The following is a 21,507-nucleotide window of genomic DNA, read 5'->3' as shown; positions in this document are numbered from 1 at the left end:
CACCGGCGGCCGGAGGGCAGGACCCATCGGACCCGGTCACCGGGTGAGGACGGGGCCCAACTCGTCCCGGCCGGGCACCCCAGTCAGGCCTTAGCCACCAGCAGCTGGTCGAGGACGGCAACCGGTGACCTCGGGCTCATCGCCCGACGGGCTTCGAGGGATGCCTCCCACTGGTCGGTGAGGCCAAGCATGAGGCGTCGGCGCATACCCGGGGTCACGTGGGCATAGCGGGCGGAGACCGAGCCGTCGAGGTGGCCCATGCGCTCGTCCATGAGCACCTTCTCCGTGCCGAGGTCTTCCATCACGGTCCGGTGGGTGTGGCGCAGGCCGTGTGGGGTGAGCCCCTTGGCAATGGGCAGCCAGCAGGCGTCGGCGCGGCCCTGGGAGTTTCGTCCCCGGACTGGGATGCCGGGCCAGGGTTCGCCGACGATCGGAACCGGGCGAGCCTCCTGCGGAGCCTTCCGTGGGTACCAGCCGTCAGCAGCCGGCCGAAAGAGCCAGGTCGCGAAGCCGTTGCGGCGCCAGTGGGCGGCTGGGTCACTGGATGCCGGTCCGTTGCGGATGAATCCGAGCTCAGCAATGGCGAGCTCGACGCGGATACGGGTCTCTTCGCGGACTCGGTCCGGGTGGTTGAGGACATTGGAGACCGTGCCGGTGGAGACGCCCGCGTGACGAGCCACGTCAACCAGCTTCGCACCGTGATGGCCACCGGTGCGGGCTGTCCCAAGCCCGCGATAGACGTAGGTCCTGCCGTGACAAGGGCAGGACCGCGGCTTCGTACGGGCGACGTGGTCGGCGACCAGGGCGGACAACCAGTCCATCGTGTCGATGGTGCGGTAACTGTCGTCCTTGGGCGGGCAACGCACGAACTCGCCGTTGTCCAGCTCGTACAGCTGCCACTCGACCCGCACGGAATCGCGGCGGACGAACTCCGTCTCGAGCCCGACGATCTCGGCCCAGCGCATGCCGGTGTACACCTTGTGCACCACAGCGACGAACTCGTCATCACGGCCGGAGAGGAGGGCAGCCCGCTCGGCGGTCAACAGCACGCCAAGGGCATCGGTGATGACCTTCTCCGGTCCTCGGTCCCGCGAACGGCCGGCGCGCTTGCCTCGACCACGGCGCCTGGCCGCCGGATTGGCCGAGATCAGGCCCTCGTCGATCGCGTCCTCCAAGATCAGGTGGAGCGTCGAGCGCCAGGTCTTGACGCTGGAGGCCGCGTACACGGCCTTCTCGCTCTTCTCCCAGGCGTCGACGTCCCTGCGCAGTACCGCGGCGAGTGCCTTGTCCTCGAAGGCGGGGAGCAGGTGCTCCTCGATGTGGCGCCGGTAGTTCTGCATGGTGGAGGCGGCCAGGTCCTGGTCGTCGTACCAGCGGCTGGCGTACTCGCCGAACGTCTCCTGGCCTAGCGACGGGTCACGCCAGTTGCCCCGCCGGACCTTGGCCTCTTCCTCGTCGGCCGCCTGCTTGGCCTCCCGCTTGGTGGCGAACTTGACCACCGTGCCGGTCGGGTCGGCGACCGTGCCGTACTTGCCGTCCTCGATCTTGTAGCGGCCCCGCCAGTAGCCGGCCCGCCTTTCGCCGTAACCCACGGTTCTCCTCTCGTTGCGATGGCTGTGCGGTGTGGGTCCTTCTCCCAGCGGTTACGCGGCGGTGCCGTACTGGGACTTAAGCGCCCGTCGAGGAGGCCGGGCCCTCAACCGCGGAGCGGGCATGGTCGGGTCGGGCTTCCGGGGAGCCGTGGCGGCCTTCGGCTGGGGAAGCACATAAGCGGAGTGCCTTGGGGTGGCACGGGCGGGGCGCTGCTCGTGAAGGTGGACGATGTCGGCGAGGTGGTTCGCAGTGAACCGGTACGCGCCACCGACGTACGTGAACGGAATGAGGCGTCGGCGGGCCCGATCCTTGACCCACCAGGCAGAGCAGCCAAGAGCGGCAGCGATCTCCTCGGGGCGGAACAGACGGGGCAGAGCGAGCAAGCTGGCCTCTTCAGGCAAAGGTGGTCCTTCTCTGGTGTGTAGCGGGTTGGAGGTTCGGTCACGGCGACGGCGAAGCTCTGGCACGAACGTCTCTGAGCGTCTGCGGCGTGAGGGGTGGGCGCAGGCTCGGCTCGCTATGGGGCTCCGTGGAGCAGCACGAGCGGGGAGACGCCGAGGGCGGCGGCGATGGCGACGAGGTCGTCGACGTCGCAGCGGCGGCGTCGGCGTTCGATGCGGGAAATCGTCGTGACGGTCATGGGATGGCCCAGCGCGGTGGCACGGGCTGCCAGCTGGCGCTGGGCGACACCACGCGCGGTGCGGGCTCGCTCGATGGCACGGGCGACTCGATTCCCGGCCGGACCGATTTCCAGAGGTGTTAGGGGCATGCATATTTTGTAACTTGGGATCCCCGGTTTGGGTAACCGGGGATCTGCTGCTACATTCCGCCGCTTTGTTGTCAGGTTCCCTACCCTGCCGCCGAAAGATTGCGAAACATAGCAGCGGATCCCCGGTTGACCAAATAATGGCCCGCCAGGTCCGTCGACTGGAGGGCTGCCCGCAGGCTGCACCCTTCCAACCTGCACAGATGGAGGACCTGGAGGTAACGGCGGGGGTGCACGGAGACATTGCCGAAGCGTCGCGACTTGCCCTATTCGTCCCGCCAATTTCCCGAGCTATTTGGTCAACCGGGGATTCGGGTCTACCGTTTTTACACACCCACAGGGGCATGTTCGCCGTGAGCTGTTTGCTTTCTCGGTGGAATGCTGGACTTGCGCGAACCAATGTGGCTGTCTTGTCCATGCACCCCGAACGCTGATCCCGGGGGACACGGCAAGCCCCAGCACTCCAAGGCCGGGCAGCGAAGCTGCCAGCACCGCACGCCGGCAGGCCGCAACCGTCACACCCCGCCCCCCTCCCCCACCCGAAACGGGCTACCCCCTGCCCGCCCTTACCAAGGAGCCGCCACCCGATGAGTCACGACGCCCGCGCATGGGTGTGGGACCACAGCCGCAGCAAGGGCACCGCCCGCATGATCCTCGTGCTGATCGCCGACCGATGCGTCGATGGCCGCTGCATCGCGTACGCCTCGGTCTCCGCCCTCATGAAGCGGGCCAACGCGTCCCGCAGCGCTGTGCGGGACGCCCTCGACAAGCTGATCGCCAGCGGCGAGCTGGTGTGGATCGAGGATCGCAAGGGCCCTCGCGGCGAGAGGTACTACCACCTTCCCGACGCGGCCCGGTTCCTCGCCGAGCAGGCCTCAGCGAGGGACCGGGATCCGGCCCCCACCGGGCCGGAATCCGGCCCGTCGAAGCCACTTGAAGGGGGGCCTGAAACCGGCCCCGGGGACCGGAATCCAACCCCTGGGGGGACCGGATTCCCACCGGGACGGGGACCGGAATCCGACCCCCAGAACAGTAGAGAACCAAAGATGAACGGTAGTAAGAGCAGCAGCTCTCCGCTCATCCCCGCCGCCCAGTGGCACATCGACGACACCACCCAGACGTGGCTGCGGCAGCAAGGCCACGTCGACCGGCTCGGCGAGCACGCCCTGCGAGCGGCTGACGAGAAGTGGCGCAACTACCGGGCGGTCTGGGGACCGCGCACCGCCGCCGCCTGGTCCGCCGACTGGCGCGAGTGGATCACCCGCGAACACACTCCCGCTCCTGGCCGCCCGCACCTGCGCTCCCTGCCAGGCGGCGCCTCCTCCGGTCCTGCGACCGGAAGGACCCGCGCCGAACAGCACACCAGCGCCCTGCTCGATGCCCTCACCGAGCTCGAAGCCCATGACACCCCTACCGGAACGGAATAACTACCCTGGACCTCCGAGAGATCGCCCTCCTGCTCGCCTACGTCGGACGCCTCGACACCCGCACCGCCCACACCGACAGCGGCACTGCCCGTGACCAGATCGCCCAGTGGCACGAGATCCTGGCCGACGTTCCCTTCACCGCCCACGGCTGGGACGTCCGCGAAGCGGTAACGGCACACACCCGCACCTCCGGATTTCGGATCCTGCCGGTGGACATCGCCCGCCAGTGGGACGCCTACCGCCGCGACCGCCTGGCACGGCACACCGATCCCCTCCCGGTCGCGGATCCGGACGACGTGACCGCATACCTATCCGAACTGCGCGGAAACCGGCGCGCCGTCGCGATCGGCGAGACAGCACCGTCCACCCTCCACGAGCTCACCGTCGGCCCGCACCCCGACGTCGAGGCCCGCCTGCGCTCCGTCGGATCCGTAATCCCTCCAGCGGTACGCGCCCAGCTCGCGCCCTACCGGTCCGGTCGTGCGGGCCGCGAAGCCGTCACCGCCACGCCTCCCACCCGGCAGTCGGCCCCGCCACGCCCGACCACCGGCGTGGCGGGCGGCATCGGCACTCCCTCTTCGGGTCCCGCTCGCTCCAGCAGACGCTGAGCCGCCCCCCACTCGTGCCGGTCCGGCCTCTGGGTCGGCCACCCACCGTGCTCCTGGTCTCGTCGCGACGGCCTCGCCCGCCTCCGGCGCAGCCTCCCCGCCTCATCGCCATCACCACACCGCCCGCCCGCGCCCCTGCATGGCGCGGGCGAGTCTCCGGAGACCCCTGCATGACACCACTCGCCCTGCCCGCACTCGGGCACTGGAACGCCACGTCCCTCACTCTCATCGCCCTCGCACTGACCTGCTCCGCGCTGCTGATCAAGCGGCTGGCGCAGCAACGCGCACGTCGAAACGGCGGCATCCGCAAGCCTGCGTCGCCCGCCGTCACCATCGCCGCGCTGGCCGCGGTCGGCTGCACCGCGTACAGCGCCGACACCAGCTGGCGGTTCGCCGCCGACTACCTGGACATGAGCGGCACGGCCGAACGCGCCGCCATGTTCGCCGCCGCGGAGTTCGCCCTGTTCGCCACGGCGCTGCTGGCACGGCAGAACCTCCACGGCCCCAAGCAGGCACCCGGCTTGCCGGGCACCCTAACCTGGGTGATCACCACCGTGCAGGTGATCCCCGCGTACGCCGAGTCCGGCCTGGTCGGCGGCACCGTGCGAGCCTTCGTGGGCCCGGTCCTCGCCGCACTGCTCTGGCACCAGGCCATGGGCATCGAGCTACGCCTCCACAAACCGGAAGCCTCCTCCCACAGCATCCTCGCCCGGACCGGCCGCGAGATACGTGAACGCCTGCTCTCCCGCCTGGGCATCGCCGAACGCGATCGCGACGCGGCACAGATCACCCGCGACCGCGCCACCCGAAAGGCCGTTGCCCTGGCCGCACGCCTCGCCGAGCGCACCCCCAAGCAGCGCAGCGGGTGGCGCGGCCGGCGCATTGCACGGCGGTTGTCACGGGCCGTCGCCCAAGCCGCGGTAGGCATCGACGATCGCCAGCTCCGCGACCTGCTCCAGCAGCTCGCGGCCCGGCGCCACGCAGTAGCGCTGGCGACCATCGAGCTGCCTTCGCCCTGGACCGAGTCCAGCCCTGACCGGAACGTCGCGCCCTCCTGCGAGCCGAGGAGTTCACCCAGCCGATCGGGCATCGACAACAGCACGGAAGAAGAGGAAGCCAGGAAACACCCCGCTCCCGACGCTCACCCCGAAGGCTCGCCGCCTACATCTGTGCAGCCCCACCTGCCCCTGCACGAAACGATCCCTGCCCCCGACGGCATGGAGCCGTCCACTGAGAAGGGCGGTCCTACGACGCAACGCTACGGTCGCCCTCCCGGCGCCGAAATGGACGAGTTGCTCGTCATCGGCCGCCAGGCCATAGCAGTGCACGGAAAGCCCACTCGAGCTGTCTTGCGGGACGCCGTGTACGCTGCCGGGCTCCCCATCGCCGAGCACCGGCTCACCGAGCTCAGGGCACTGCTGCTCATGGAACAGGGCAGCGGTACCAGCGCTACCAGCGACTGACCGGATCTCCGGTCAGTCGCGAAACACCGGAACGGGGACTACGGATCAGCGGCTCCAGCTGGTCCGTAGTCGTTCTACTCGCCCGACCGCGCAAGCAGTGGCCCGGCCCGCCTTCCCTCCTCCCGAACGCCGCGAGGCAAGGCCGCCGCCAAACTGCTCGCCCACCTCACCCAATCCACCTCCACACAAGGAGCTTCTTCCATCCACGATCAGCCCGCCATAGCCACCCACCACGCACAGCAGCAATCAGCCCCCACCCCAGCCACCGACCGGGGAGCCAGTAGTACCCCGAGTCCGACTCACGGCCGGTCTTCGGGGATCTCCGCCCCGGGGGTGGCGGAGACGGCCCAGCGCCAGGGGGCGCCGGACCGTGAGGTCGGGTCCGAGGGCGGCCCCGACCAGGGCACGCTCCACGCTGTCCAGCGCGACATCCTCCACGCCGAACGCAACGCCGAGCTCACCGCCGGCGGAGAGCCGACGGTTAAGAGCGCCCAGCCCACGATCCGCCGCTTCACCGGCAACAAGCGCGGCGACCGCGTCGGCCCCCTGCGCTTCACCGACGACGAACGCCCCCGCCTCCAGGAAGCAGCAGCCGAGCACGGCTACAAAGGCGAATCCGGCTTCGCCGCCGACATCGTCCTCGCCTTCATCAACGGCCGGTTCACCGCCAACCTGCCACTGTCCGAGGACCGGCGCCGCACGCACGTCTTCCGCGCCCAGGTCCTACGCCAGTGCAACCGCATCGGCGTCAACATCAACCAGATCGCCCGCGCCCTGAACAGCGATCTCACCCCGTCCGACATACGCCAGCGCCTCGACGAACTCCACGACCTGCTCACCCTGATCGCCGAGACCCTGCGCCAGCCCGCCAACCCGCAGGAGGTCCGACAGCCGTGATCGCAGCCATCAAGCCTTCCGGCGCCAACACCCGCGGACTGCTCGCCTACCTCTACGGCCCCGGCCGACACGACGAGCACACCGACCCGCACATCGTGGCCGGCTTTGCCATGCTCGCCATGCCCGACCCCGGCCGCGACGAGAACGCCACCCTCACCCAGCTCGCCCGCTACCTCGACGAACCCATCCGGCTCCGCAACAGCGAGTTCGGCAAGAAGATCACCGACCACGTCTGGCACTGCCCCGTCCGCGCAGCCCCCGAAGACCGCCACCTCTCCGACGCCGAGTGGGGCGAGATCGCCCAGCGCATCGTCGCCGCAGCAGGCATCGCCCCCGAAGGCGACGACCTGGCCTGCCGCTGGATCGCCGTACGGCATGCCGACGACCACATCCACATCCTCGCCACCACCGTCCGCGAGGACGGCCGCCGCCCCAAGCTCCACGACAGCGGCATCCGCGTCGGCGACGCATGCCGCCAGATCGAGAAGGACTACGGCCTGCGCCGCCTGAAGAAGGGCGACCGCACCGGCACCCGCGCCCCCACCCCGGCCGAGATGCACAAGGCTGAACGCCTCGGCTGGGAGCAGACCAGCCGCGAATGGCTCCAGGACCGCATCCGCGCCGCCATCCCCCACGCCCGCACCGCCGAGGAACTCCTCGCCTACCTCGAAGCCGACGGCATCGCGGTCAAGGCCCGGCGCGGCCCCTCCGGAGACCTCCTCGGCTACGCCGCAGGCCGCCCCGGTGACCTCAACAAGGACGGCGAACAGGTCTTCCACCCCGGCGGGAAGATCGCCCCCGACCTCACCCTCCCCAAACTCCGCGACCGCCTCGAAGGCGGCCAGCCCGAAGAACACCCCACCGCCCGCCGCAACCAGCCCGCCACAGCCTGGCACCAGGCCACCGAAGCCCTCGATACCTTCCGCACCGACCTCACCGACGACACCCACGCCCAGGCCCACATCACTGCCCTCGGCGAACTCCTTGAAGCCACCGCCCAGAACGTCCCCACCCACCTACGCGCCGAACTCCAGGCGGCATCGAAGGCATTCGCACGCGCCCAGCGCTCCCAGATCCGGGCGGAAGACCGCGCCGCCCACGCCATCCGCCATGCGGCCCGCGACATCGTCCACACCGCCACCGGCCCCGATGGCAGCGCCCTCGCAGCCCTCATCGCAGCCCTCCTGTGGGCTGGGATCATCGCCGGCCGCTGGCACGAGGCCAAGGGCCACGCCCACCAGGCCGACGCCGCCCGCCAAGCCCTCCACCACCTGCAGGCAGCCGCCGAGCAAGCCCTCAAACCGACGCTCGTCGTACTCGAACAGCGTCAGCCGAGGGAGGAAGCCCGCCGGACCCTCGCCCGCGACGTACGCGCCGCTGTCCCCGACCAGGCCGACCGCATCCTGATCGACCCCAGCTGGCCCGCCCTCGCCGCCCTCCTGGCCGACGCGGAGGCCCGAGGCCACCAACCCCACCAACTCCTGAAGGAAGCCGCAGCCCAGCGAGAACTCGGCACAGCCCGCCAACCCGCCCGCGTCCTGATCACCCGACTTCAGCACACCGGTCGCAACCCCAGCCCCAGCCCCCGCGCCGAAGCCGCCCGCCGACGCACAGCGGCATCGTGGATCGGCCAGCCGGGACACGGCACGCAGCCGCCCGCCGTGCCCGCGACCCCGCCGAACCGTCCCCGACGCTGAGCTCCAAGCGCCCTGCTCGGAGCACCGTTCTCCACCCTCCGCCAGCCGGGGCTCTCCATACAGGACAGCCGACCAGCCAACGTGGTGGACCGCTACCAGGGCGATAGCCGGGACGAGGCGCACATGCGAAGCCGCTCGTGCGCGCACGACGACAGGGCAGACAGATATAGCCGACAATCCCCGGTCAGCCAAACCGGGGATTCTCCAGACCATGGATACACCTACCCACCCCCTCCTTAGGGAGCACCTCCATGCCCGCAGTCACCCCTCGCCCTCACGTCATGGCCCTGCTGTTCGACACAGACTTCAAGCGCCCGGCGGATTCCCTCGTCTTCCGCCACCTCGACGGACGCCTCTTCACCGAGGAGGAGCAGGCCATCGTCCGCAACGCCACCATCGAAGAACTCCAGGCCGCAGGCGTCCACGTCGACAACCCCGAAGCCCAAGCGGAGGCAGAGGCAGCCGCGACCACACTGGCAGAGCTCCTGCTCGAGTACGCCGTCAAGCACCACCGAACCCTCGCCGCCCTCATGACCGACGAAGACCTCATCGAGTACGACCGATTGGGCGTCATCGTCGCTGCGGGAGCCGACAGGTTCCTCCCGCACGACTGATCACAGGGACAAGGCGCCCATGCAGGGAACTCGGACGGCGGCTGGGAGGGCCTCCCAGCCGCCGTCCGCTTTGCTCAGTGCAGCCCAAGCAAGTTGCTACGTCGGCGCGTCCGCGCCTGCGGTACGGATCCCGGCACCGGATGGCCAGCGTCAGCGATGGAGGGCGGTGTCCAAGTGCTCCTGCACCGGCTCGAACAGGCCGTACGGAACGTAGTGAGGGATCTCGGCATGGGCAACCCAAGCGAGTTCCGCCAGCTCGTCGGTGTCCGCGACGTGTGCGTGGCCGCCGATCACCTCGCAGGCGGTGTAGGACATCAGCCGGCCAGTGGCGGGGTGGATCCGCTCGCCGAGCAGCTTCATCGCCTTCACGGTCAGGCCGGTCTCCTCCTGGGTCTCGCGTGCGGCGGCGTCCTCGCGGGCTTCGCCCGGCTCGACCTCGCCGGCCGGAAACTGCCAGGAGAGCTGGCCCTCGCTGACCCGGCGCCGGACCATGAGCACGCGGCCTTCGTGCACCACGATGGCTGCGGCGATGCCCGGTCGCTCCTCAGCGTTCTGCTGCGTCACGTCTGCTCCTCCAGGACGGCCAGGATGGGTGGGAAGATCGTATCGACGGGGATGAACCGAGTCAGCGAGTTTTTCGGAACCCACATGACGTCCACGTTCTCGACGGCGTCGGTGTTGGTGGCCTCGCCAGCCAGGTACTCACACAGGAAGTACTCGCACAGCACTCCGGTCACTGGGTGGAGGCGGTTTCCCAGGTGCTGGCGGACGGCGCAGTGGACCCCGGTCTCGTCCAAGGTTTCTCGCACCGTGGTGCTCTCCGCCTTGCCTCCGGGCTTGATCACACCAGCCGGGAACTGCCAGGTGATCCCAGAGACATCGTCGTCCCGGCGGCACACCAGCAAGACCTGGTGGTCCCGGATCACCACGGCGATGGCGACACGGAGGGCTTGGGCCCCCGCCAGCGAGGAGGCCGCCGGGGCCCGCTCGCCTGCCACCAGTAGGGCGAACCGCTGCCGTGCCGTCGGCGCAGCCTTCTCGTGGGCGGAGTCGAGGAGCTGCTGCATCTCCTTGCGCGGCACGACGGCCGCGTCGGAGTGCCAGGTGGCGACGGTCCTGACGGCGATGCCGAGCTGGGCGGCGAACTGCTCGTTGGTGAGGCGCAGTGCGGCCTGCAGCAGGCACGCGTACCGCCCGCTCCAGCGCTCGATCACGTCCACGAGCCGACCCTTCGTCGTCGCTGCTGTCGGTGCAGGAAGCTGCGCGCCAAACGTGCACTCCCACTGCACTGGCGCTTCATGGTCTCGCCGGCCAGGTCCCGGCAGAATCGGAATCACCGGGCAGGGAATTCTGCGGTGATCCTCTTAGCGTCAAGGTCATTTGAGAGGGGCACACGCGCCGGGCGAACACAGGGAGATTCTAGATGCGCACCCACTTCGGGTAACTGGGACGGGAAACTTGGCTCGATACAGCCCCTAGGCGGACATGCCGCTGACACCGTTTGCGCGCCTTTCACCTGGAGGCGACTCCCACTCGTTCTGGCCACTCCGCCGCCGCCGGTAACCTCGGCACCTGACGGCTGATCGTCCGTCATCTCCGGTTGCTAGCAAGGCGAAAGGGAGCCAATGCCCGAGGATCAGGCACACACCGTCGAGCGCACGCTCGTCCTGCTCAAGCCCGATGCGCTGGCGCGTGGCCTGGCAGGGAGGATCATCACGCGGTTCGAGGATGCCGCGCTGAAGATCATCGGAACCAAGATGAAGTGGATGGACGAGGAATTCACCCGCCGCCACTACTTCGACCTTGAAGAGAGGCTGGGGTCGGAGGTCTACAACGTCCTCGCCACGTTCATGCAGCAGGGACCGGTCATCGCCCTGGTGTTGGAGGGCTACGACGCCGTCGCCACCGTCCGCAAGATCGTCGGCAGCACCTACCCGAACCAGGCCCCGGCCGGCACCGTACGCGGCGACTTCTCGCACTACAGCTCCGCAGCCAGCACCGCCACCGGCAAGGCGGTCGCGAACCTCGTGCACGCCTCCGGCAACGCGGAGGAGGCCAAGCAGGAAGTGGAGCTGTGGTTCGACAAGGACGAACTGCAGGACTACAAGACGCTCGCCGAGATCTACACCTATTAGCGGCGTGTTACGGCGTCACTGCGTCGGTACCGGTGCGTTGTTCACCACTGGGGCACGACCGTCTGATCTGAGAGGGCACCATGACCAACCAGACCCGCCTGGCGTCCGCCGACGAACTGGAGTCGATCTTCCAGCGCGAGCTGGTGACCGACCGGTGGGCAGCCACCGAGACCTCGTACGCCCTGGCGGTGCGATACCGCGACCTGGGCGACTGGCCCAAGTCGCGTGAATGGGTCGAGCAGTGCCTGCGCCTCCTGGAGGGCTTCCCCAGCGAGACGGAGGAGCAGGTCGCCACTAGCCGCACGTCTGTGGGTGGCGTCCAGCTGCCGACCTACCTGCACTCGGGTGTCGTCCGGGACCGCTTCGGCGACCTGGGCTGACACCTCAGTTGCACGACGGGGATGCGGCTGGCCGGCCCGGCCGCATCCCCCCGCTCCTGACCATCAACTCCACGACACGCGACCTAATGGACAGGCCCCCCTGCGGCCCGCTCCGAACGGCTTCGCCATGCCTGAAACGAGGAGGCAGCACCCCGTGCCCGTCGAGATCGAGATGCGAGCCCGCTTCACCAAGGAAGCCCACGACCAGCTGGTCGTCCGCCTGAAGGCAGACGGCGAGGACCTGGGCAACGACGACAAGCACATCTACTTCTACGTACTGCCCGACCAACTGCTGAAGGTCACCGACAACACGGCTGCCGGCACCGCCAAGATCACCCTCAAGGGCAGCAAGATCGGGCAGGGCGCCGCCTTCGCGGAGACCGAGTTCGCGATCTCCCCCGCCGACGTGCCCGCTGCGGTCCACGTGTTCAACGCCCTCGGCTTCGAGACGGCCATGCACCAGGCATTCAACTTCCGTCACAACTTCCGCCTCGACGGTGTCGAGATCGCGGTCAAGTGGAGCGAGGCGTGGGGCTACCACGCCGAGTTCGAGCTGCTGCTCGACGACGGCGCCTCGGACGCAGCCCGGGACGAGGCACAGGCCAAGATCACGGATGTGGCCGCGAGCCTGGGCGTCACTCTGATGTCCGAGCAGGAGCTGGCCGACTTCACCGCCGCCTTCGAGGCCGCCGAGCAGGAGCGCAAGGAGCGCGAGCAGCAGGCCGCGCCCCTCAGGTAGGAGCACGTCACCGCGGAGACCACCAAGGGGGTGGGCACAGATGAGCACGACCCCAGCAACCGCAACCCTGATCGACCAGGCGGCCCGTCGGCAGCTGCCGCTCCACCAGTACATGGACCGGGCCACCGTCGAGTGGATCGAGGAGAACCGGCCCGACTTCACCGCGTCGGCGCCGCCGGCCTTGGCGCCGGCCGCGCGGACCCTGATCGAACAGTCCGCGTCGCCGGCCGCTTGGATGGCGACACCACGCCTGTACACCTCGATCCACGGCGTTCGCCACAGCATGCGCACGGCAGCGCTGGCCGCCGTACTCGCCAAGGTCCATGGGCTCGACGACGCCGATACGGCCACGGCGGTCGTGGCCGCGGCCGTCCACGACTGCCAGCGCCGTCACGACAAGGACGATCAGGGGCACGGCGCCCGAGCGGCCATCTGGCTCGCCGCCAATGCGGACACCGTCTGGGGGCACTTCGGCCTCACGGCCAGCCCCCGCCGGATCGTGCAGGCGGCGACCGCCGTCCGCCTGCACGACGTCCCGTACGACGCCTTCACCGCCGATGACTGGCACGACCACGCGAAGGCCGAGTCGGCGGCGGACATCCTGAAGGCCGCCGACGCCCTCGACCGATACCGGCTGCCGAAGGCAACCTGGTGGCCGGACCCCCGGCACGTCCGCGAGCCGGCCTTCGACCGGTACCGCGGCCTGGCCTTCGATCTGGTCCTCACCTCCGAGAAGGCCCACCTGGCAGGGGCCAGCAGCCCGGAGGCCGTCCGCTTCGCGCTGGCCCAGGCAGGGCTGGTGTGACCGTGGACTTCCTCGACGCCTACCACCTATGGGCCGATGCCCACGCCTTCTACGGCAGCGGCCTCGTCCCCAGCCCTGCCGACCCCGTCGACCCGCTCGCGGCCCAGTCCGCCGCATGGGACCAGCGCCTCGCGGAGGGCACCCCGAACGGCCACCTGCTGCGCCGCAACGCCCTGTTCGACACCCTGAGCGGCGAGGGCAAGCTGCACCTCCTCCACGTCACCCACGCACTGGAGGAGATCAACCAGGAGGGCATGCTCTACCCCTCCGGCGGCTGCCTCGTCGGAAGCATCTACTGCGCGCCGCTCACGCCCACCGAGCAGGGCTTCCGCATGCACAACCTGGCCTCGTACGTCCTGACCAGGGAGGCACCGGCCTTCCTGGCCAAGCTCGGCATCACCGACCGCAGGCCCACCCCACTGATTATCGAGATCGACACGCCTCCGGAGTCGTACCAGGGGCTGGCTGGCATCGACTACCTCAGGCTGGGCCTCATCCATCTACAGATCTACAGCCACCTCGAGTACCTGCTCAGCAAGAACGAGCGGCACCAGCTCCGCGAGACCGTCGTGGCCCGGGTCAAGAACTCCGCCGCCTTCCTCGCCACCGCCTCCGCCGTGGCCTACCAGAGCACAGCCATCGCCCCGGAAGCCTTCCTCCAGCAGCTCGACGAGACGATCCCCCGCCTGCCGATCCTCGGCTACCTCTACTTCGAAGCCGTGGCGGAGTACCTGATGCTCCACTCCACGTCGCGCCACACCCGCCGCCTGGCGGAACTGGGGGAGCTGAACAACTGGCTCTACAAGGAGCTGCTGTTCGCCTCCTTCCCGGCCCTGTCCGGCAAGTTCGACCTCGCCAAGTTCCGCCCCCGGCCCGACGAGCTGGCCGCGCTCCTCCACCGCGTCGACCCCGCCATCGACCCCGAGCACGCCGCCACGTACCTCGTCGAGCGCATCAGCCACCTCGTGGCCGCACGGCTCTTCACCCCCGGTGAGATCCCCGAAGCCTGGCACCACACCCGCTGGGAGTTCGACGCCCTCGCCACCCAGCTCGGCCCGCTCCTGGGCCACCTCATCCATCGGGAGCTGCGCACCTTCGGCCGCTACCCCGATTTCTACTTCTACTTCGACCAGTACAAGGCCCTGCAAGCCTGGAACTACTGGAACCACATGGACATCGTCGCCCCGTTCAACGGGACGATGCCCAAGGGCGAGATCGGCATCAATCCGGCCTACCCCAACCTGGCCTACCGCATCTGGCGCGCCGAGCAGGACGACACCGGCCACCTCCACCCGGCCGAGGAGCTCTCCCTCACCATCACCCCGCGCCTGGTGGACATCAAGTACACGCTGATGCGCAACAAGCAGTGGACCCCTCCGGCGCCCAGCGCCGCGTAACCCACCACTTCACCCACAGCGCCACCTCACCCAGCCCCTCGTGATCAGGAGCCCTGTCATGAGCACCTCCGGCATGCCCTCGGCCGACCTCCTCGGCGAGCAGATCGCCTCCCTCCTCAACGACCCGGCCACCACCCACGGACTGGCCCGCGGCCTCCGCGCCGCCGCCCGCGAGATCGAACTCCACCGCTACCACCACACCAGCCGGCGTGCCTGGCCCAACGGCCGCATCGACGACAAGCCCGCCAGGGTCCAGATCGGCGGTGGAGCCCACCGGATCGACGGCTTCTTCAACATCGACGCCGTCCCGCCGGCCGACCTTCTCTGGGACGTCCGCGAGGGCATCCCCCTGCACGACAACACCGCCCAGACGCTGTTCTCCGAGCACTTCCTGGAGCACATCGACTACCCCCGCTCCGCCAAGCAGTACGCCAGCGAGGCCCACCGCGTCCTCGCGCCCGGCAGCCAGATCATCACGGGCGTCCCCGACGCCGCCTTCGCCCTCAGCCGCTACCCCGGCCCCCTCGACACCTCCGCCGAGACGATCGAGCGCTGGTACGCCAAGCGGAACTGCCTCGGCGACATCAACACCCAGCTCGACCTCGTCAACCTCGTCTTCCGCGACCAGGACGACGACCCCACCTACACCCAGCACCTGTGGGCCTACGACCACGAGAAGCTCGTCCAGCTCTTCACCGAGGCCGGCTTCACCACCGTCGAGCCGTGGACCTTCGATCCCACCATGGCCAACCCGAAGCGCCGCTGGGGCAGCGTCTACGTCATAGCGACGAAGTAGCCCACGAAACCCTGAGGTCCCTTGGGCGGCGCTGATCCCGCCACCCAAGGGCTGCCTCCCCGCCTGCTATCCACGGCACACCGCACCCCACCCGGCCCCGCCGCTGAGGGAGCCACCCGCATGAGCCAGCCCCTCCCGCCCGTCAGCGATCTCACGCTCGCGACCACACCCAACGCCGTTGCCTGGGCCCGCCGCCACACAGTGGACATACTCCGAAGCTGGCGCTTCCCAGCCGAAGGAACCGAGGTTGCCCGCCTCCTCATCTCGGAACTCGCCACCAATGCCATCCGCCACGCACGCCCACCAGGCATCGCAGCCACCGACCCAGCAGCTCCCGGCACGATCCTTCTCAGGCTCTGGCCGACCAACGCAGGGGTAGTTCTACTCGTCGGCACAACGACCCCCACCTGCCAACGCCCCGCACGCCAAGCAACAGCGCCACCGGAGGCCGCGGCCTCCTCCTTACCGCAGCTATGGCCAGCCGATGGGGCTACTACTCCCGGCACCCGCACCCCGGGAAGTTCGTCTGGGCCGAGATCCCAGCCCGGCCAGAAGGCGCTCTCAGTGATCAGCGCACGGCCCGTCAGGAGACGACCCCGCTTCTGCTGGGACAGGTCCTGACAGCGCTCCGGGAGCTCTAGGCATGGCGCGCTGGGACGGGCCCGTCGAGGGTGCGCAGCGAGCGACAGCCGCAAGCACATTCCCCCGGGGCCAGCACCTCTGCCGGTCCTGGCCCCGATACAGCGTGCACAGCCGGGATCAGGGCGTGAGGCGGTTCGGTCCCCGGAACAGGAACGCGGCCTCGCGGATCGAGTCCAGGCCGAGCATGACCATCAGGATCCGGCCCAGGCCGGCGCCGAGGCCGCCGTGAGGCGGGCACCCGAACCGGAAGATGTTCATGTAGTCCTGCATCGGCTCGGTGTCCATGCTCTTCTCCTCCGCCTGCTTCAGCAGCACGTCGGAGCGGTGCTCACGCTGAGCCCCGGTGGTGATCTCCAGGCCCTTCCAGAGCAAGTCGAAGCTGAGCGTCAGGTCCGGCCGGTCCGCCGGACGCATGTGGTAGAAGGGCCGGATGCTGGCCGGGTAGTGCGTGATGAACACGAACTCGTGGCCCCTGAACTCCTTCATGTGGGCGGCGATGGTGCGCTCACCCTCCGGGTCCAGGTCCTCCTTGACGCCTTCGGGGTCCCAGCCGCCGGCCCGCAGGATCTCCTGCGCCTCAGCCATCGTGATCCTGGGGAACGGAGCTTCCGGCACCACGACCTCGATACCGAAAACCTCCCGGATCGCCTCACCATGGACCTCGGCGATCTTCGCAATGGCGTGGGCGAGCATCTGCTCCTCGAACGCCATCACGTCCTCGACGTCCTCGATCCACGACAGCTCGACGTCCACGCCGGTGAACTCGGTCGCGTGCCGGGAGGTGTACGACGGCTCGGCCCGGAAGACGGGGCCGATCTCGAAGACCCTGTCGATGCCGGCGGCCACGGCCATCTGCTTGTAGAACTGCGGCGACTGGGCGAGGTAGGCCGAGCGGTCGAAGTACCCGAGCTTGAACACCTCCGCTCCAGACTCCGAGGCGGTGCCCATCAGCTTCGGCGTGTGCATCTCCGTGCAGCCGTTCCGCATGGCGTACTCGCGCAGCCCCTGCTCCAGGGTCGTCTGCGCGGCGAACACCATCTGCGCGGTGGCCCGCTTGCGTACGTCGAGGAAGCGCCAGTCGAGCCGGTGCTCGGGGCCGGTCTTCTCGTCGATCGGCAGGGGCGTCTCCGCCCGGTTCAGCACCTCGACCGTCTCGAGGACGAGCTCCAGGCCACCCAGGTTGACCTGGGCCGCCTCTACGATTCGGCCAGTGATCCGGACGGCGGACTCGGGGGTCAGCGATTCGATGGCGGCTTCAAGCGGGCCGCCGTCGCGCTTGTGGGATACCTGGATCATGCCGGAGTGGTCCCGCAGGATGACGAACTGCATCTTGCGTTGCAGCCGGAGTGCGTTCACCCAGCCGGAGACCGTGACGGTCTGGTCGAGGTGTGCGCGTAGGTCAGAAGCCAGTACGCGGCTAGTCGTGTGGATCATCGCAGCCCTCCAGGGGCGTCGTCATGATCCCTTGGAAGCGTGGGCGAGAAGGGTACTCGCGGTGCCACCACGCCTTTGCCACCGCCAGACAGCGGCGGCCTCATTCAGCCCGATGACGGGGGCAAACCGGCGGGGCATTGGGCCCGGGGGCCTTTCCTCCCCGCGCTCGGGAGGGTCTTCACTACGGGTGCGAGTCCGCCTTCACAGCTGCCGGCGGCTCTCTCTGCTCGCGTGATCCGTGGCTAATCGTCTCCGTCGACGCGTTGGTCACGAGGATAGGGATGCCACAAGCGCCTCGCAACGGATTCACCGTGGTGGCGCATCAGGTGACCGAACGGTGTCCCTGCCGAGGCCACACAGGACGCCCCTTCGCCCATCGCTGGTGCTCTGCAAGCCGTCACGAGAATGCGCGGCAACTACGATCAGAGCGCGAAGCCCTCCGGGGCCGCTCGCGGCTCCCGATCAGGAGGGGACCGCGTGTCATCGGCTTCCCGTCCCACGCGATCGTGGATAAGGGCAAGGCCGTACTCACCAGCCTGGCGGACAGCTTCGCGGGCCACCTGACAATCGTGGGTCTCAGTGGCTGAAGCCAGCTAACACCTCCAATCGACGGGCCCCGATTTCACGGGGGTCGGAGGAGCCCCCGCTGGGGCCACCCTTCGAGAACAGCCTCCTCGTCGAACGCGTCGAGACCGCTGCCGCCTGTTCGCCAAGCAACCACCCACATTTGTTGGATCTTGCTCCGCCCCGTGTAGGTCGCGGATAGGGTTCGGTAACGCAGCACGGCTCTCGTCGAGCAGAGCTGTGAGCACCCGAGCCTTAGACCGGAGAAGACCTGCGTGAGCGTCCTCAGCCAATTCGTATGGAGCGTCGCCGACACCCTGCGCGGCCCCTACCAGGAAGCCGAGTACGGCTCGGTGATCCTGCCGTTCACCGTGTTGCGTCGGCTGGAGTGCGTGATGGAGCCGCACCGGGAGACGATGGCTGAGATCATCAGCCAGTACCCCGCTGATCAGCAGCGACGCACCCACCTGAAGCTCAAGACGCGCACCCCGGACAATGCGGGGCTGAACTTCTGGACCACCAGCAAGTACACCCTGGAAAAGGCTCTGCAGGACCCGCACAACCTCGTGGCCAACCTCATCGACTATGCCTCTGGCTTCTCGTCGAATCTGGACGTTTTCAAATCATTCGACTTCGAGAACGTCCTACGCACCCTCGATGCCCGCGACCGCCTCTCGCCGGTCGCCAAGCACTTCCAAGGGATCGACCTGAGCCCGGAGACCGTCTCGAACGCGGACATGGGCGACCTGTTCGAGAACCTCATCTACCGGTTCGCCGAGTCCGCCAACGACGGTGCTGGCCAGTTCTATACCCCCCGCGACGTCGTCCGCCTCCTCGTTGACCTCGTCTATGCCGAGGACACCGAGGCACTACGAGACCGAGGTCAGGTTCGCTCCATCTACGACCCCACCGTCGGCACCGGCGGCATGCTGACCGTCGCCGACGAGCACCTCCATGGCCTCAACCTGTCCGCCTCAACGGCCCTGTTCGGCCAGGAGATCAACCCGCGCACCTACGCGATCTGCAAAGCAGACTTGCTTATCAGGGGGCAGGACCCGACCAACGTCCGCCAGGGCGACACTCTCGTCGTCGACCGATTCGAGGACCACAAGTTCGACTACGTCCTGTCCAACCCGCCGTTCGGCACCGACTGGAAGGCCGTCGCCTCCCAGGTGACCGCCGAGCACGAACGCGGCGGCCAAGGACGTTTCGCCTCGGGCCTTCCCACCGTTGGGGACGCCGCGATGCTGTTCCTGCTCCACGTCGCCTCGAAGATGCGAGACGTGGACGAGAGCGGCCGCGGCGGAAAGGCAGGCATCGTCCTCAACGGTTCGCCACTCTTCAACGGCGGTGCAGGATCCGGACCGTCCAACATCCGTGGGCACATGTTGGAGAACGACCTGGTAGAGGCCATCGTCGCCCTCCCCAACGACATGTTCTACAACACCGGAATCGCCACCTACCTGTGGATCCTCTCGAACGCCAAGCCCGACGAGCGCAAGGGCACCATCCAGCTCATCGACGCCACTGGGCTCGGCTCCAAACTGCGCAAGTCGATCGGCTCCAAGCGAGTCGAGGTGGCCGACAAGGCCCGCACCAGGATCGTCCAGGCGTTCGCCTCCCGCGAGGAATCGGACACCTCGAAGATCTTCGAGAACCGCGACTTCGCCTACTGGACGATCACCGTCGAGCGTCCCCTGCGCCTCAGGTTCGAGTGCACCGCCGAGCGGATCAGAGACGTGGCCGACCACAAGACCCTTGGCAAGATCCCAGACCTGGTTGAGGCCCTCGGCTCCTTCGGCGAGCAGGCCTACCTCAACAGGGAGAAGTTCCTTCTCGACCTCGGGAAGCACCTGCGTGAGTGTCCAGTCACACTGACCGCGGCTCAGCGGAAGTCACTGTGGCAGACGATCGGCGAACACGATGACGACGCTGACGTCTGTCGCTACACCTCCGGCCCGCGCAAAGACGAGATCGAGCCCGACCCCGCGCTGCGCGACACCGAGAACATCCCCTTCGGCTGGGGCGGTCACCCGAAGACCCACGATGCGGCCGAGGAAACCTCGGATGCCTACTTCGAAGCCGAGGTCAAGCCGCACGTGCCCGATGCCTGGATTGACAAGACCAGGACGAAGACCGGCTACGAGATCCCATTCACCCGGCACTTCTACCAGTACATCCCGCCCCGACCGCTCGAGGAGATCGACACCGATCTCAACCGCATCGTCGGTGAAATCATGGAGATGCTGCGGGAGGTGGAAGCATGAGCACAGGTCCTTGGCCGATCGTTTCACTTCGCCGAATTGCTGAAGTTATTGACTGCGCACACCTAACCGCGCCATTTATCGAAGATAACCAATACCCGGTTGCCAGCATTCGAGAATGCGCTTCCCCGGCGATCGATTTGACTGGATGCAACCACACAACTGCCGAATTCTTTAAACTTCTCCGGGATTCAGGACGCACACCACGTGCCGGTGATCTTGTATTCATCCGCAACGTCTCAGTCGGTCTCATTTCAATCGTCACACCCGAGACCCCGGAATTTGCATTGGGCCAAGAAACCGTTCTGATTCGCCGGCGGTCAGGATCTGATTCCAGGTTCTTGCGTTACTCGCTGACGTCACACATCGCAACTCATGCGATTGAGAGCGCCATGGTGGGGGCCACATTCCGACGGATCAATGTCTCGGCAATCCGAGCGCTTTCTGTACCAGTACCGCCACTGGATGAACAGCACGCCATCGCCGACTTTCTGGACCGTGAAACCGAACAGATCGATGCTCTAGTCTCCAAACAGGAGGAGTTCATCGAATTCCTCCGGGAAAGGCGATCTGGGCTCATCGCCAGCGCCCTGGCGGGTCTCGAGCGTGGCGCCAATCTGGAGTCGGATCACGCATCCTGGATCGGGCCCTGTCCTCCGGGATGGACTCGCGGCCAGGTCAAGCACTTCGGATCGGTGACGCTTGGAAAAATGCTGCAGAGCGATAATAAGGGCTCCGATGCCCTCGCCCCATATATGCGAGCCGCTAACGTTCAACCCGATGGCGAACTCGCCCTCGCCGATGTGAAATCCATGTGGTTCAACCCTCGCGAATTGCGCATGCTCGACCTGAAATCAGGCGACGTGGTCGTAGTCGAGGGAGGGATCGGTGGCTACGGTCGCGCGGCTTTCATCTCCGAGCCACTCGAGGGCTGGGGCTTTCAAAATTCTATCAACCGGATCCGTCCGGTTGGCGAGAACGATGGTCGCTATCTTACCTATTTTCTCATCATGGCCAGGCAAAAGGGCTTCATCACGGCATACTGCAACATCGTCTCAATGCCTCACCTGACTGCCGAAAAGCTGGCGGCAATGCCCATGATGATCCCGCCCTCATCTGTGCAGCGACAGATCGCCGATAGGCTTGACGAGCAGACGGCAAAGATCAACGCCCTCATCGCCAAGGCCCAGGAACACATTTCCTACGCCAAGGAGCGTCGTGCCGCGCTCATCACGGCCGCCGTGACCGGACAGATCAACGTACACACCGCCCGGAAGGCAGACTGA

The 21,507-nt window shown here is 67.7% G+C and carries 20 protein-coding genes and 1 pseudogene; 15 read left to right on the top strand and 6 right to left on the bottom strand.

Annotated features, from left to right (window positions below):
* Nucleotides 1-83 precede the first annotated feature (83 nt).
* The 3 genes from ACZ6ZT_RS14565 to ACZ6ZT_RS14555 all read right to left on the bottom strand — a co-directional run bounded on the left by ACZ6ZT_RS14565 (nt 84) and on the right by ACZ6ZT_RS14555 (nt 2,362).
* Nucleotides 84-1,592, bottom strand: a complete 1,509-nt coding sequence (locus ACZ6ZT_RS14565; protein WP_469719448.1) for a LacI family DNA-binding transcriptional regulator — start codon at nt 1,590-1,592, stop codon at nt 84-86.
* Between the two features lie 51 nt (nt 1,593-1,643).
* A complete protein-coding gene (locus tag ACZ6ZT_RS14560) occupies nt 1,644-1,967 on the bottom strand; it encodes a DNA-binding protein (RefSeq protein ID WP_469719641.1) in 324 nt (107 codons plus the stop codon).
* A 143-nt stretch (nt 1,968-2,110) separates the two neighbouring features.
* Nucleotides 2,111-2,362 carry a helix-turn-helix domain-containing protein gene (locus ACZ6ZT_RS14555; protein ID WP_469719445.1) on the bottom strand — a complete coding sequence of 84 codons (252 nt, stop codon included), beginning with the start codon at nt 2,360-2,362 and terminating at the stop codon, nt 2,111-2,113.
* Nucleotides 2,363-2,946: 584 nt separating this feature from the next.
* Between ACZ6ZT_RS14555 and ACZ6ZT_RS14550 the strand changes: the two genes are divergently transcribed.
* From ACZ6ZT_RS14550 to ACZ6ZT_RS14525, 6 genes and pseudogenes are all read left to right on the top strand, one after another.
* Nucleotides 2,947-3,786 carry a winged helix-turn-helix domain-containing protein gene (locus tag ACZ6ZT_RS14550; protein ID WP_469719443.1) on the top strand — a complete coding sequence of 280 codons (840 nt, stop codon included), beginning with the start codon at nt 2,947-2,949 and terminating at the stop codon, nt 3,784-3,786.
* A 5-nt stretch (nt 3,787-3,791) separates the two neighbouring features.
* A pseudogene (locus ACZ6ZT_RS14545) lies at nt 3,792-4,292 on the top strand (zinc finger domain-containing protein); the annotation flags it as partial.
* Nucleotides 4,293-4,564: 272 nt separating this feature from the next.
* Nucleotides 4,565-5,857 (top strand): hypothetical protein, encoded by a 1,293-nt coding sequence (locus tag ACZ6ZT_RS14540; RefSeq protein WP_469719441.1) that lies wholly within the window; start codon nt 4,565-4,567, stop codon nt 5,855-5,857.
* Nucleotides 5,858-6,190: 333 nt separating this feature from the next.
* On the top strand, nt 6,191-6,754 hold the full coding sequence (gene mobC / locus ACZ6ZT_RS14535; protein WP_469719439.1) for a plasmid mobilization relaxosome protein MobC: 564 nt from the start codon (nt 6,191-6,193) through the stop codon (nt 6,752-6,754).
* Complete coding sequence (locus ACZ6ZT_RS14530; RefSeq protein ID WP_469719436.1) at nt 6,751-8,451, top strand: relaxase/mobilization nuclease domain-containing protein; 1,701 nt, start codon at nt 6,751-6,753, stop codon at nt 8,449-8,451. Before mobC ends, ACZ6ZT_RS14530 begins: the two co-directional genes overlap by 4 nt.
* Before the next feature lie 251 nt (nt 8,452-8,702).
* The gene (locus ACZ6ZT_RS14525; RefSeq protein WP_469719431.1) at nt 8,703-9,065 is read left to right on the top strand and encodes a hypothetical protein; all 363 of its coding nucleotides are present in this window, start codon (nt 8,703-8,705) and stop codon (nt 9,063-9,065) included.
* A 150-nt stretch (nt 9,066-9,215) separates the two neighbouring features.
* Here ACZ6ZT_RS14525 and ACZ6ZT_RS14520 read toward each other — a convergent pair whose 3' ends face one another.
* Together ACZ6ZT_RS14520 and ACZ6ZT_RS14515 are read right to left on the bottom strand one after the other, a co-directional pair.
* Nucleotides 9,216-9,629 carry an NUDIX hydrolase gene (locus ACZ6ZT_RS14520; RefSeq protein WP_390360946.1) on the bottom strand — a complete coding sequence of 138 codons (414 nt, stop codon included), beginning with the start codon at nt 9,627-9,629 and terminating at the stop codon, nt 9,216-9,218.
* Entirely contained in the window at nt 9,626-10,285 is a 660-nt protein-coding gene (locus ACZ6ZT_RS14515; protein ID WP_469719428.1) for an NUDIX hydrolase, read from the bottom strand. Before ACZ6ZT_RS14515 ends, ACZ6ZT_RS14520 begins: the two co-directional genes overlap by 4 nt.
* A 405-nt stretch (nt 10,286-10,690) precedes the next feature.
* On the opposite strand from ACZ6ZT_RS14515, the gene ACZ6ZT_RS14510 reads away from it, so the two are divergent.
* From ACZ6ZT_RS14510 to ACZ6ZT_RS14480, 7 genes are all read left to right on the top strand, one after another.
* Nucleotides 10,691-11,200, top strand: a complete 510-nt coding sequence (locus tag ACZ6ZT_RS14510) for a nucleoside-diphosphate kinase (RefSeq protein ID WP_267829344.1) — start codon at nt 10,691-10,693, stop codon at nt 11,198-11,200.
* Between the two features lie 80 nt (nt 11,201-11,280).
* Nucleotides 11,281-11,580 carry a hypothetical protein gene (locus ACZ6ZT_RS14505; RefSeq protein WP_008743055.1) on the top strand — a complete coding sequence of 100 codons (300 nt, stop codon included), beginning with the start codon at nt 11,281-11,283 and terminating at the stop codon, nt 11,578-11,580.
* 154 nt (nt 11,581-11,734) lie between these two features.
* Complete coding sequence (locus ACZ6ZT_RS14500) at nt 11,735-12,319, top strand: CYTH domain-containing protein (RefSeq protein WP_469719425.1); 585 nt, start codon at nt 11,735-11,737, stop codon at nt 12,317-12,319.
* A gap of 40 nt (nt 12,320-12,359) precedes the next feature.
* Nucleotides 12,360-13,124: a hypothetical protein gene (locus ACZ6ZT_RS14495; protein ID WP_469719423.1), complete on the top strand. Its 765-nt coding sequence runs from the start codon at nt 12,360-12,362 to the stop codon at nt 13,122-13,124.
* Between the two features lie 2 nt (nt 13,125-13,126).
* Entirely contained in the window at nt 13,127-14,521 is a 1,395-nt protein-coding gene (locus ACZ6ZT_RS14490; protein WP_469719640.1) for a hypothetical protein, read from the top strand.
* A gap of 58 nt (nt 14,522-14,579) precedes the next feature.
* On the top strand, nt 14,580-15,317 hold the full coding sequence (locus tag ACZ6ZT_RS14485; protein WP_469719421.1) for a class I SAM-dependent methyltransferase: 738 nt from the start codon (nt 14,580-14,582) through the stop codon (nt 15,315-15,317).
* Between the two features lie 120 nt (nt 15,318-15,437).
* Nucleotides 15,438-15,938, top strand: coding sequence for an ATP-binding protein (locus ACZ6ZT_RS14480; protein WP_469719419.1), 501 nt, complete (start codon nt 15,438-15,440; stop codon nt 15,936-15,938).
* Between the two features lie 138 nt (nt 15,939-16,076).
* Here ACZ6ZT_RS14480 and aspS read toward each other — a convergent pair whose 3' ends face one another.
* Complete coding sequence (gene aspS, locus ACZ6ZT_RS14475) at nt 16,077-17,393, bottom strand: aspartate--tRNA(Asn) ligase (protein WP_469719417.1); 1,317 nt, start codon at nt 17,391-17,393, stop codon at nt 16,077-16,079.
* 839 nt (nt 17,394-18,232) lie between these two features.
* Between aspS and ACZ6ZT_RS14470 the strand changes: the two genes are divergently transcribed.
* Complete coding sequence (locus ACZ6ZT_RS14470) at nt 18,233-20,224, top strand: type I restriction-modification system subunit M (protein ID WP_469719414.1); 1,992 nt, start codon at nt 18,233-18,235, stop codon at nt 20,222-20,224.
* Nucleotides 20,221-21,507, top strand: coding sequence for a restriction endonuclease subunit S (locus ACZ6ZT_RS14465; RefSeq protein ID WP_469719411.1), 1,287 nt, complete (start codon nt 20,221-20,223; stop codon nt 21,505-21,507). The genes ACZ6ZT_RS14470 and ACZ6ZT_RS14465 overlap by 4 nt, the downstream gene beginning before the upstream one ends.

The organism is Streptomyces sp. NPDC102258, from assembly GCF_055584685.1.
Note: the sequence above shows the minus strand (reverse complement) of the source record. Positions and strands in the feature narration are given on the sequence as shown.

What these genes read in the sequence shown, in the direction of transcription:
- ACZ6ZT_RS14505 (WP_008743055.1), top strand. Translation starts at nt 11,281, where the DNA reads ATGACCAACCAGACCCGCCTGGCGTCCGCCGACGAACTGGAGTCGATC.
- ACZ6ZT_RS14525 (WP_469719431.1), top strand. Translation starts at nt 8,703, where the DNA reads ATGCCCGCAGTCACCCCTCGCCCTCACGTCATGGCCCTGCTGTTCGAC.
- ACZ6ZT_RS14540 (WP_469719441.1), top strand. Translation starts at nt 4,565, where the DNA reads ATGACACCACTCGCCCTGCCCGCACTCGGGCACTGGAACGCCACGTCC.
- ACZ6ZT_RS14555 (WP_469719445.1), bottom strand. Translation starts at nt 2,362, where the DNA reads ATGCCCCTAACACCTCTGGAAATCGGTCCGGCCGGGAATCGAGTCGCC.
- ACZ6ZT_RS14465 (WP_469719411.1), top strand. Translation starts at nt 20,221, where the DNA reads ATGAGCACAGGTCCTTGGCCGATCGTTTCACTTCGCCGAATTGCTGAA.
- ACZ6ZT_RS14550 (WP_469719443.1), top strand. Translation starts at nt 2,947, where the DNA reads ATGAGTCACGACGCCCGCGCATGGGTGTGGGACCACAGCCGCAGCAAG.
- ACZ6ZT_RS14510 (WP_267829344.1), top strand. Translation starts at nt 10,691, where the DNA reads ATGCCCGAGGATCAGGCACACACCGTCGAGCGCACGCTCGTCCTGCTC.
- ACZ6ZT_RS14480 (WP_469719419.1), top strand. Translation starts at nt 15,438, where the DNA reads ATGAGCCAGCCCCTCCCGCCCGTCAGCGATCTCACGCTCGCGACCACA.
- aspS (WP_469719417.1), bottom strand. Translation starts at nt 17,393, where the DNA reads ATGATCCACACGACTAGCCGCGTACTGGCTTCTGACCTACGCGCACAC.
- ACZ6ZT_RS14495 (WP_469719423.1), top strand. Translation starts at nt 12,360, where the DNA reads ATGAGCACGACCCCAGCAACCGCAACCCTGATCGACCAGGCGGCCCGT.
- ACZ6ZT_RS14485 (WP_469719421.1), top strand. Translation starts at nt 14,580, where the DNA reads ATGAGCACCTCCGGCATGCCCTCGGCCGACCTCCTCGGCGAGCAGATC.